The 11,107-nt window shown below is 44.3% G+C and carries 9 protein-coding genes, 1 tRNA gene and 1 other annotated feature; of the genes, 4 read left to right on the top strand and 6 right to left on the bottom strand.

All coding sequences use genetic code 11. From position 1 onward, the window contains the following. Positions 1 to 53: 53 nt before the first annotated feature. A tRNA-Gln gene (locus tag AOQ29_RS03665) sits at positions 54 to 125 on the bottom strand. 235 nt (positions 126 to 360) lie between these two features. Between AOQ29_RS03665 and AOQ29_RS03660 the strand changes: the two genes are divergently transcribed. Continuing rightward, positions 361 to 1,059: a GntR family transcriptional regulator gene (locus AOQ29_RS03660; RefSeq protein WP_061993183.1), complete on the top strand. Its 699-nt coding sequence runs from the start codon at positions 361 to 363 to the stop codon at positions 1,057 to 1,059. 68 nt (positions 1,060 to 1,127) lie between these two features. Here AOQ29_RS03660 and AOQ29_RS03655 read toward each other — a convergent pair whose 3' ends face one another. From AOQ29_RS03655 to AOQ29_RS03635, 5 genes are all read right to left on the bottom strand, one after another. Next, positions 1,128 to 1,967 (bottom strand): MetQ/NlpA family ABC transporter substrate-binding protein, encoded by an 840-nt coding sequence (locus AOQ29_RS03655; protein ID WP_061993182.1) that lies wholly within the window; start codon positions 1,965 to 1,967, stop codon positions 1,128 to 1,130. Positions 1,968 to 2,035: 68 nt separating this feature from the next. After that, positions 2,036 to 2,298 (bottom strand) — a binding site (T-box leader). 55 nt (positions 2,299 to 2,353) lie between these two features. Continuing rightward, complete coding sequence (locus AOQ29_RS03650) at positions 2,354 to 3,049, bottom strand: methionine ABC transporter permease (protein ID WP_061993181.1); 696 nt, start codon at positions 3,047 to 3,049, stop codon at positions 2,354 to 2,356. Further along, a complete protein-coding gene (locus AOQ29_RS03645) occupies positions 3,046 to 4,122 on the bottom strand; it encodes a methionine ABC transporter ATP-binding protein (protein ID WP_061993180.1) in 1,077 nt (358 codons plus the stop codon). The genes AOQ29_RS03650 and AOQ29_RS03645 overlap by 4 nt, the downstream gene beginning before the upstream one ends. A gap of 44 nt (positions 4,123 to 4,166) precedes the next feature. Further along, a complete protein-coding gene (locus AOQ29_RS03640; protein ID WP_061993179.1) occupies positions 4,167 to 5,501 on the bottom strand; it encodes a M20/M25/M40 family metallo-hydrolase in 1,335 nt (444 codons plus the stop codon). Between the two features lie 72 nt (positions 5,502 to 5,573). Continuing rightward, the gene (locus AOQ29_RS03635) at positions 5,574 to 6,413 is read right to left on the bottom strand and encodes a MetQ/NlpA family ABC transporter substrate-binding protein (RefSeq protein WP_061993178.1); all 840 of its coding nucleotides are present in this window, start codon (positions 6,411 to 6,413) and stop codon (positions 5,574 to 5,576) included. A 703-nt stretch (positions 6,414 to 7,116) separates the two neighbouring features. Between AOQ29_RS03635 and AOQ29_RS03630 the strand changes: the two genes are divergently transcribed. The 3 genes from AOQ29_RS03630 to AOQ29_RS07960 form a co-directional block, all read left to right on the top strand. Then, on the top strand, positions 7,117 to 8,016 hold the full coding sequence (locus AOQ29_RS03630; protein ID WP_061993177.1) for a LysR family transcriptional regulator: 900 nt from the start codon (positions 7,117 to 7,119) through the stop codon (positions 8,014 to 8,016). Between the two features lie 120 nt (positions 8,017 to 8,136). Continuing rightward, on the top strand, positions 8,137 to 9,366 hold the full coding sequence (locus AOQ29_RS03625) for an MFS transporter (protein ID WP_061993176.1): 1,230 nt from the start codon (positions 8,137 to 8,139) through the stop codon (positions 9,364 to 9,366). A gap of 265 nt (positions 9,367 to 9,631) precedes the next feature. Beyond that, a partial coding sequence (locus tag AOQ29_RS07960) for a cation-translocating P-type ATPase (protein WP_242977391.1) occupies positions 9,632 to 11,107 on the top strand: 1,476 nt, incomplete at its 3' end.

Genomic DNA, 11,107 nt, shown 5'->3' with positions numbered 1-11,107 from the left:
TAAAAAGCGGTCTTACACTAGTAAGACCGCTTTTTATCTTAAATTTAATTAGATTGCCCCTGCTGGATTCGAACCAGCGCATAATGGCACCAGAAGCCACCGCCTTACCGCTTGGCTAAGGGGCAATTACTTGATATATATTACCCGTTTTTTATTTTTTTTGCAAGGGCTTTCCATGATTTAGTTTAGAAAATTTTGTTTACTTGAGTGAAAGGATTCATTTCTTAATAATTAAGACCAAATTTGTGAATTCGTTAGCTGATTTGAATTATTGACCTAGACCAATTATAATGAAAAAAGATAGTCCTGGATTGAAGACAGGCTTTCAATCAATCGAAAGAAACAGGGGTAACAGTGATTATGGCGATACCACGCTACATTGAAATTCATAACGAAATCCGACAACGGATTGCGGCAGGAGAATGGGGCACCAATAAGCGCCTACCAGCTGAACGTGATTTAGCCGAATCGTTTAGTGTTTCTCGAATGACCTTGCGACAGGCCATTCAAACCTTAGTCGATGAGGGCATTTTGGAGCGACGGGTAGGTTCTGGAACTTATGTTGCCGAAAAGAAGGTTTCTGAACGTGCCTTAGGCATGACGTCATTTACTGAGTTGATGAAAGATTCTGGCAAAGAAGCCCAGACGGTTACTGTTTCATATAAGGTGACCACACCATCTGTCTCAGAAATGGAACATCTGCAGCTGAATGCCGAAGACGAAGTCTTGGTGATGGAACGGCTACGGTTAGGGGATGACGAGCCAATTTTATTGGAACAAACAACACTGCCTGTGAAGTTGGTCAATAATTTTACTCGTTCAAGCCTGACAGAGTCCCTCTACGCGACTTTAATCGCAGCTGGGGTTCAACCAGGGCGAGCCGATCAAACGGTCACAGCGGCCTTGGCAACGGAACGTCAAGCTGATTTCTTGCAAATCAAGCGTGGGGATCCAATTTTGTCAGTACGCCAGGTTTCCTTTGACCAAGATGACAAGCCCTTTGAATATGTGCGGTCATACTATGTTGGGGACCGCTTTGAATTTAAGTTAACCCGCTAGGGTTGGCAAATAAAAAAGTTTGGAACATTTGTTCCAAACTTTTTTTGTTGAATTTACTTGTGGTGAACTTACTTGAAGTTCTTATCCCAAGCAGTTGTCTCAGCATCACCATAATACTTTGCAACTAATTGTTCTGTCTTCTTTGTTTGGTAAGCCTTAACGACTTCCTTGTAAATCTTATTGTTCTTGTCTGATTTACGAGCCGCAATCAAGTTAACCCACTTGTGTGAGTTTTGGTTCAATGGTTCAACGAAGATAGCATCACTATACTTCAATCCAGCTTGTTGGGCATAGTTACCGTTAACGATGGCTCCTTGAACACTGCTCAATGAGCGAGCGGTTTGGTCGGCTGAAACTTCCTTGACGTTTAGGTTCTTAGGGTTTGAATTGATGTCTTTGGTCGTGGCCAGTGTCAAACCTGACTTCAAACCAATCAGTCCAGCACTTTGTAAGATATAAAGGGCCCGGCTTTCATTTGAAGGATCGTTTGGAATGACAATCGTGTCGCCATCCTTAAATTGCTTAACATTCTTATAGGTATCTGAATAGAAACGACCAGGTCCGATGATGGTTTCACCAATTGGGATTAACTTGTTACCGTTCTTTGCGTTATAAGCATCTAAGAAGGCATAGTGCTGGAAGGCATTCAAATCAATGTCACCGTTTTGCAAAGCCTTGTTAGGTTGGGAATAATCTGAGAACTCTTTGAACTTCAATGTGATGCCATACTTATCTTTGGCAGTTTCAGCGATGCTTTTCCAGATGGCATCATCATTCTTGTTACCAGACATGATACCGATAGTAACAGTCTTCTTTGTGTTTGAACTATGATTTCCAAAGCTGAAGAAGCCAATAATAGCAATAATGATGATGACAAATCCTGTGATAAACCAATTCTTTTTAGACATGAATCTTTCTCCCTTTGTGTAAAAATACTATTGATAATAAAAAAGTCGCTTCTGTTCTTATAAATTAAGACAGAAGCGACTTTTCGCGTTACCATTCTGATAATTGTCTTGGATCACCCCAAGACAGCTCATTAACCATCGGGCCGCGGGGAATGATCCTAGCCGAATGGTGTGCCCAGGTAACGAGGGCCAATCCGTCAACTACTAACGGTAAACCGAGTCGTAGTTGCCAATCACAGGTCATTTTCAAAAGCTTGCTTACCTTACCTTGCACCAACCGGTAAGTCTCTAGGCTAAGCGTACTTTTTACTTTCCTGATCAACTTGTTTATTTATTTAATATGTTGTGAATAACAGTAATTATCAGTCGATATCTGCAACTAATATTTACTTGTGGTTATAGTGCTTAGCTAAGAAGTCACCAACGACTTGGACAACTAAGACAAGAATCAAAACTAAGAGGGTCGCAACCAAGGTCGTGTCATTAGCAAAACGGTTATAACCGTAAGCAATGGCCATGTTTCCAAGACCACCGGCTCCGATGGCACCGGCCATGGCAGTCAAACCAATCAATGAAATCAGCGTCACAGTTGAGACACGAATCAATTCTGACCGACCTTCGCGCAAATAAACACCGAAGACGATTTCAGTAAATGATGCGCCAACAGCCTGAGCCGCTTCAACAATTCCTGAATCAACTTCACTCAAAGCCACTTGGACTTGACGGGCGAAGAAGGGGAAGACACCCAATGAGAGGGGAACCAAGGCAGCTGTAGAACCAATTTGGGTTCCGACCAGGGTCTTAGTAACAGGAGCAATGAAAGCTAACAAGATAATGAAGGGAATTGCTCGGAAAACGGAAACAATCTTATCAAAAATCCAGAAAAGAATTCGGTTGGGGGTAATCCCCTTTGGTCCAGTGACAACCAAGCCAAAACCAAAGATTAGTCCCAATAGGCCACCGAAGATGGCTGACCAGAAGGTCATAAAGAGGGTTTGGTTGATGGCTGTCAGCCAGCCGGTGTCACCTGACCAACCTTGGTAGACGACGTTTGGGAAGTTTTGTGAAAACCAATTACTCATGCTTTAGTTCCTTTCAAAATTTCAACAGTGACACCTTGGTCGGTCAATGAATCCAAACCAGCGGCTAAGCCGGCTTCAGTTCCTGAGAGCACAACCAAGAGTGAACCGACTTCGGTTCCTTGTAAGATTTCGACGTTACCATACAAGATGCTGGCAACGACTTGGAAGTTTTGGTACAAACCAGTAATTAATGGTTCGTTAGTTGAGTTACCAGAATAAGTCAACCGGGCAAAGAGTTGACCGGCAGGCAAGTTTTCGACGACATCTGTGGCAGAGATGGCAGCCAAAGCTTTGTCCTGGTTCGTTGCCGTTTCGATAAATTCCTTAGTCAACGGTGCTTGCGGCTTGGTGAAGATATCCAATGTTGAGCCCTGTTCGAGGACGGCTCCGTTTTGCATCACGGCAACCTTGTTCGCGATTTCTTTGACGGCTTCCATTTCATGGGTTATCAACAAAATCGTCAAATTAAATTCTGCATTAAGCTTCTTTAATAAGGCCAAAATTTGGTTGGTCGTCTTGGGATCCAAGGCTGAAGTCGCTTCATCCGAAATCAGAATTTCGGGGTCATTGGCCAAGGCACGGGCAATGGCCACACGTTGCTTTTGTCCACCAGAAAGCTGTGAAGGGAATTGTTCGGAACGGTCAGATAATTCAACCAATTCCAACAATTCAGACACTTTAGCTTTCTTTTCATTGGCTGAAAGAGGTGAGTGTTGCAAGGCAAAGGCCACGTTTTCAGCGACAGTTCGTTCATTTAAAAGGTTGAAGTGCTGGAAAATCATCCCAATCTTACGACGACGGTCGCGGAGATCCTTGGGTTTGATTTGCACACCCTTTGAACTTTGACCATCGAAGAAGGTTTCACCGTTAACCACGACTTGGCCAGCAGTTGGTACCTGCAAGAGGTTAATAGCTCGGACAAGAGTTGATTTTCCGGCTCCGGAATAACCAACAATTCCGAACACGTCACCGCGGTTAACGTCGATGGAAACATTTTTAACGGCTTCGATGGTCCGCTTCTTTTGAGTGAAGGTTACGTCGATATTTTTAAGGGAAATAATCGGATTCGTCATAGATAGATATTGTGCTAAGCACTTTCCTTTCTGAATGGCTACTTTTAGTGAGTATAACTGTCGATAATCAACTTAACGAAATTAATGTTGTCATCATAGTCAGCGATACGGATATTTTCGTTGGGGGCGTGATCCAAGGCACCTTGGTAACCAACGCCTAAACTAATAATTGGTGCAGGGATGGCGTTATTAACGTAGGCCATTGGTCCTGTCCCGGGTGAGGTTGGTGAAACAACCGGTTCTCCAGGGTAAAGATTTTTAGCTAAATCAATAACCTTTAAGATTTCTGAATCGGACATATCAGACCGGTAACCAGGCTGGCCGAGGGTCTTCGTGACAGTCAAGTCAGCAAAGCCTTGGTCGGCGAGGTAGTCACGAATTTGACCAAGGGTCTTATCCGGGTCCATGCCAGGAACCAAGCGGGCTTCTGCTTTGGCTGTGGCTTGGGCGGGAAGGACGGTTTTGACACCGGCTTCTTCATAACCGCTAGACAAGCCTTCGATGTTCAAACTTGGTTCGAAGTACAAAGCATTCTTCCAATCGGTTTGACGCTTGTCTGACAAGAGTGGTGCTTGAATTTGATAGTCCTTGATGAAATCTTCCTTAGTACCAGGAAGAGCAGCAATTAGGGCTTGTTCGCGGCCGTTTGGTGTTTGAACGTCATCATAGAAACCAGGAACTTTGATTTCACCAGTCTTCGGATCAAAGAGGGTCGCCAGACCCTGGGTTAACCGCCAAGCGGCAGAGTCGACGATGGTTGCCAGTGAAGAATGCAAATCAATGCCGGCCGTTTGGGCAGTGATATCGAAAGTCACGATACCCTTGTTCCCGCCACCAAGTTCGATTTGGCCTTGGGCATCCTTATTACCGGATTCCCAGATGATCAAATCAGCTTTGAGTTCTGGGTGTTGGGCCAGGTAATCATCAAGGTGTTGCGAGGCCGTTTCCTCAGAACCTTCAAATAGGAAGGTAATGTTAACTGGTAATTGGCCATCATGGTCATCGAGGTATTCGGCCAGGGCGGTTAAGCGGGCGGTAATATTGCCCTTGTCATCGTCGACACCACGACCAATCAGGTGACCATCCTTTTCGGTTAAGGTCCAGGGGTCACTGTCCCAAAGGTTAAAGGGTTCAGCTGGTTGAACATCATAGTGGTTATAGATGATTAAGGTCTTAGCATCAGCTTTTTGACTTTTAAATTGACCAATCACGAGTGGTGCAAAGTAAGATTCGTCAATTTCAACTTGTCCACCCAACTTTTCTAAGGCCGAGCCAAGTAGGTGAGCTGTTTCTGGTAAAGATTCCCGCTTAGCAGAAACACTGGGAAGGGCAATTAGTTCCTTTAAAAGAGTTAAATACTCTGCTTTTCGATTAGCCATGGGTAAGAAATTTCCTTTCAAGATTAGTGTTAATTTTATATGTATTGCGGGGAAAGTCCCCGCCAAATGGTCTTACTTCTTGTAATCCCAAACAGTGATTTCAGCACCGTTGTAGTTCTTCTTAACCAATTCCTTGGTCTTTTCAGTTTGAAGAGCCTTGACAACATCCTTGTAAGCCTTCTTGTCCTTATCAGACTTGTTAGCAGCAACGAAGTTGAAGAATTGTGTCGTGTTCTTGTTCAAACCTTCAACGTAGATGGCTGAGTTGAAGTCGATTCCGGCTGACTTAGCAAAGTTGGTGTTGATAACAGCACCGGCAAACTTAGGATCCTTCAATGAAGTAGCAGTTTGTGAAGCATCAACAGCAACAATCTTCAAGTTCTTAGGGTTTGAAGTGATATCTTGTGTCGTGGCTGTGCTTGTATCCTTAACCTTGATCAAACCAGCTTCGGCAAGCAAGTGGATACCACGGTTTTCGTTAGTTACATCGTTAGGAACGGCAATTTGGCTACCATCAGGGATGTCCTTCAAGCTCTTGTACTTGTTTGAGTACAAACGCAAAGGTGTTGTCCAAGTGTCACCGATTGAAACGATGTTTGACTTGTGAGCCTTGTTCCAGTTTTCCAAGAATGGGTAGTTTTGGAAGGCGTTCAAATCAACGTCGTGGTCTGACAAAGCCTTGTTAGGTTGTGAATAGTCAGAGAACTTAACGGTTTTAACTGTGATACCGTACTTATCCTTGGCAGTCTTAGCAACGGAAGCCCAAATTTGGTCTTCGGCCTTGTCACCGTTCATGACCCCAACCTTGACGACTGTGTCGTCCTTTGATCCGTGGTTGAAGAAGCTCAAGTAACCAATTCCAGCGATAGCAGCAACTGCTACAATTCCAATAATCGTCTTTTTTGCACTCATAATTTTTCTCTCTTTCTATTTGTAAAAGTTTGTTTTGGTGTTGATATTGTTAATTGGACTTTTAAGCGTCCGGTAAAACTAAGCAGGTGGTTGGTTCATATGCTAAATTCTCCCTTGTGTGCTTCAGGTAACAAAAAAAGCCACTTCTATCTTATAAGATTAAGACAGAAGCGACTTTACGCGTTACCATTCTGAGTTTTTTGCCTCGGGTTACCCCTGGGCAGCTCACTAACCATCGGGCCACGGGGAATGATCCTAGCCGAATGGTGTGCCCAGGTAACGAGGGCCAATCCGTCAACTACTAACGGTAAACCGAGTCGTAGTTGCCAATCACAGGTCATTTTCAAAAGCTTGCTTACCTTACCTTGCACCAACCGGTAAGTCTCTTGGCTAAGCGTACTTTTTACTTTCCTGATCAACTTGTTTGATATGTTGAGACTATGATACCGTCTGTCAGGAAAGTTGTCAAGCAATTATTAAAATTAATTTCATAAACGGACGTAAAAGTTCGGGTTCTGGAAAAATGGGACCATGTTCTTTCATATAATAGAAACTGATCGCGTTTAAATGTAAATTTGTCAGCAGGGAGTTTGCTGTTGCTTCCAGTTTAGTCTTCTTTTAAACTAAGCTGAGACAAGAAGCTGATGACGATTGACAAAAGCTTCAATGAACAAGTGACAGTAATATTCTTCGGAGGGTTGAAATGGAAATTCGGTTATTGCAGTATTTTTTGAAAGTGGCAGAAAAACAAAATATGACCCAGGCGGCGGCCGACCTCCATATTACCCAACCAACATTGAGTCGGCAAATTCACGCCTTCGAAGAGCGGCTGCAGACCAATCTCTTTATCCGTGATAACAAGAAGTTAACCTTAACCGATTCGGGCCGGTTCTTGAAGGCCAAGGCGGAAGAGCTAGTCGCCTTGGACCAGAAAACAGAACAGGAATTTGCGACTTACCAAGATCAGGAACTGACTGGTAAAATCACGATTGGTTGTATTGAGTCTGAAAATTCAACTTTTTTGGCCCAAATTATGAAAAAGATGCGGGAAAAGCACAATCAGGTGACCTTTGAAATTTACAGTGGTAATGGAATCGATATTCTTGAAAAGCTAGAGGACGGCCTGGTCGATTTGGCCTTTATGGTTGGTCCCTTTAAACCTGATATGTCTGCCTTCCAGATGGTGGAACTACCCGGAAAAGAAACTCTCGGAATTATTGTTGCCGAAGAAAGTCCTCTGTCCCAGAACTCAATGGTAACGGCGACTGATGTTTTACCACTACCAATTATCGGAGCAATTCGACCTGAGGTTCAAGAACAACTCTATCAATGGGGGAATTTTGATCCGGCAGATATTAATTTGATTGGGACCTATAACATGCTCTTCAATGTTCTACCGATGGTCCGTGAGGGCGTCGGTGTAGCCTTCGCCATCAAGGGTGGCAGCAGCAGCGATGCAATCGGCACTAAGTTTATTCCTTTAAACCCAATTTTGGAATCAGAGCGGGTTCTGGCTTGGAAAAAAGATCGCATTTTGAACCCAACTGCCCAAGAATTTGTCCAATTAGCCACCCATGCCTCAAAGGCAGGTAAAGAAGCTTAATAAGTATTATACGTATGGGTGCTTTAGCAGTAAGATAGAATTATACGAAAAGCACAGAGAAGTCAGTAGTCGCATCAGCGACTTTTTTGTTGCTATTAATTGAATGTGGGGGAAAAATCTTTGAAAAAACGAGTTTATCTGATTGGTGGCTTAGGTATTATCTTGATTGGGGCCAACATGCGGTTACCAATTACAATGATGCCACCAATTTTGCCACAACTACATACAATCATGGGCATCCCAACCAGTGTTAGTGGCTGGTTGACGACAATTCCAATCTTGATGTTTGCCTTTGTTTCACCATTGATGGGGAAGTGGGGCGTTCGGGCTGGTAATTCCGAGGCCTTATTCTATTCACTGTTGATTTTGACGGTTGGGTTGGCCTTACGTATCATCACGACGCCGATTTTGCTGTTCACTGGAACAATTTTGATTGGAATTGGAATATCTGGTGGAAACGTCTTGCTCCCAAGTATTATTCAAGAGTACTTCCCCAAGCAAAGTGCCCTGTTAACGGGAATTTATCCAGCCATGATGACCCTTTCATCTGGAATTGGAACGGCCACGGTGGCACCGCTTTTGAAGGCCACCAATTTGTCAGCTACTTTGGCAATTTTTGCCGTCGTGACAGTCTTGACGGTGATTGTCTGGGGAGCCACAATGGCAATGCTGCCTAAAACAGATCGTAAAGTTGAGACCGAAGAAGATAAAGAGGGTGATTTCTCGGTTAAGAGTTACAAAGTCACTTGGTTAATTACTTTTTATTTTGGAACACAATCATTATTGGCTTATTCATTGATGACTTGGTTGCCAAAGTATTGGGTCGACCATGGCTTTACGTCAACAACCGCCGGGTTATTGGCAACGTTCTTCCAGCTCTTTGGGATTCCTTTGGCCTTTTTCACGCCAACAATTGCCAAGAAAAAGTCAGGAATGATTGGCATGGTTATCTTTGGCGCTAGTACCATTATTTTGGCAACCGCTGGCCTAATGTTTGGCTCAGATAGCTTTGCTGTGAATGCCTTATGGTCAGCTTTGGCCGGGATGGGAACGGCTGCTGCCTTTACCCTGAGTATTGTCTTCTTCCAACGCAAAACAACCCGCTATGAACAGACCGCTGAACTATCTGGAACAGCTCAATCAATTGGCTACTTGTTTGCGGCAGTCGGCCCAATTGCCTCAGGGTACTTAATCGAAATCTTCCATTCATGGGACCTGCTTTTTGTTATTTACTTTATTATGGCAGTTATCTTAGGTATTTTGGGGATGTTGACGATTTACAGTCGTAACGTCGGTTCAGAGAAACTACCTAAGAAAAACCAAGATATTGTTAATTTTTCAACGGATTGAGAATATCGCTAAAATGACTATACAAGGACTGAAAAGTTCGTTATAATATAGACATATTAGATTTCTGAGGGAGTAACTGACGAAACGTTCGTTCGTGGCTGATAACCGTCAAAGCAAAACAGCAATGTTTTATATCGTGCATGATTGCACCGGCTCAGCCTTAAACAGTGAGACTCATACTAACACGCTTTTTTGCGTGGAGTATGGGTCTTTTTATTTGACCTAAGTGCCCGCAGAAGCCCAGGAAACAATAAAGGAGAGAACATTGTCGAAAAAACCTTATCAAATTGACATGGCTGATTTAGCCAGTCAATTCAAGACTAACCTGACGACCGGACTAACGACCACTGAGGTTCAAGACCGGTTAGAAAAAGACGGTCCCAATTCCTTGGTGGCCAAAAAGAAGAAGAGCCTCTTTGCTAAGTTCGTTGACCAGTTCAAGGACTTGATGATTGGAATCTTGGTTTTAGCTGCGGTTGTGGCCGCCTTTACTGGTGAAATCACCGATGCGATTTTCATTATCGCCATCGTGATTATTAACGCCGTTTTCGGTGTTTTCCAGGAAAGCAAGGCCGAGGGGGCGATTGAAGCCTTGAAGGCTTTGGCCACTCCCCAAGCTCGGGTGATCCGTGATGGTCGCGACCAAGAGGTCTCAGCGACCGATTTGGTTCCCGGTGACTTGGTTTATTTGGAAGCTGGGGATGTCGTTCCCGCCGACTTACGGTTGATTTCAGTTGCCAACCTCCGGGTTGAAGAAGCAACCTTAACCGGTGAATCGGTTCCGGTTGAAAAGACAGACCAGGTCTTGGAAGGGGATAACTTACCCCTGGGCGACCAAGCCAACTTGGCCTTTATGAATGCCAACGTGACTTATGGTAAGGCGACCGGAATGGTTGTGGCGACTGGAATGCAGACCCAGGTTGGTTTGATCGCCGAATCGTTGCAGTCAACGGATGAAACCAAGACACCATTGCAGGAAAACTTGAAGCAATTGGGTAAGATTTTGACTTACCTAATTTTGGGAATTGCGACATTGACCTTCGTGGTTGGTTACTTTACCCAAGACGCTAAGGTCTTAGACTTGATTTTGACTTCAATTTCATTAGCCGTCGCTGCCATTCCAGAAGGATTACCAGCCATCGTTACGGTTACTTTGGCCTTGGGAACTTCACGGATGGCCAAGAAGGCCGCTCTGGTCCGGAAGTTGCCAGCCGTTGAAACCTTGGGCTCAACCGATATTATTGGTTCCGATAAGACCGGAACCTTAACGCAGAACAAGATGACGGTTGAAAAGGTTGTCTTGGCCGGCGAAGTGATTGATTTGGAAAATGAAAATCCCTTTGACCAAGCCAACGCTGACTTAGAAAAGTTGGCCGACCTCTTAGCCTTGAATAACGATACTAAGGAAGTTGATTCTGGTTTGATTGGTGATCCAACCGAAACCGCTTTGATTACCTTTAATAAGAAGTACCGTCCAGCTTATACCGAAACTTTGGCTTCAAAGCCCCGTGTGAGTGAAATTCCGTTCGATTCCGAACGAAAGTTAATGACCACAATCCACCCTGAGGGTGAAGGTTTCGAAGCGACTGTTAAGGGGGCGCCCGATTCAATCTTGGCCCGTGTTAGCCAGGTGGTTGACCAAGGACAAGTCCGGCCCTTTACGGCCGATGACTTGGCTCAATACCAACAAATTAACGCCGACTTGGCCGACCAAGCCCTCCGGGTCTTGGCCTTTGCCTAC

Origin of the sequence: Fructobacillus ficulneus (assembly GCF_001047075.2) — a bacterium.
Taxonomy (GTDB): Bacteria; Bacillota; Bacilli; order Lactobacillales; family Lactobacillaceae; genus Fructobacillus; species Fructobacillus ficulneus.
This window is presented reverse-complemented; position numbering and strand designations above follow the sequence as displayed.